The sequence below is a fragment of the Shewanella electrica genome (genome assembly GCF_022321485.1).
Lineage (GTDB): Bacteria > Pseudomonadota > Gammaproteobacteria > Enterobacterales > Shewanellaceae > Shewanella > Shewanella electrica.
Genome location: NZ_JAKOGG010000650.1, coordinates 1 through 245, shown reverse-complemented (window position 1 = coordinate 245; position 245 = coordinate 1). Strand labels below are relative to the sequence as shown.

The 245-nt window shown below is 44.5% G+C and carries 1 protein-coding gene; it reads right to left on the bottom strand.

Annotated elements, in window-relative coordinates:
• On the bottom strand, positions 1–245 hold a 245-nt coding region (locus L9G74_RS21700), incomplete at both ends, for a DNA polymerase III subunit delta (RefSeq protein ID WP_238898939.1).

The window sequence follows — 245 nt, the reverse complement described above, 5'->3', positions numbered from 1 at the left end:
GGCGCAACTTATCATTAATCATGTTTCGCACATCTTTTTCAGTCAAATCACCAAAGGCCAAGTAAGCTGCCTTCTCTTTCAGCAACTTAACAACCTTCTTGCGACTATCCAGCTTCTCGTATGGTGCAAAAATCACCAAGACCGTCTGTGGCTCTGGGTGTTCAATGTAGGCCAATAAATCTTCGACGTGATGTTCCAGCTTAGTTCGTGGATTTTCACCGGTCAGGAAGTAGGCATCGTCAATA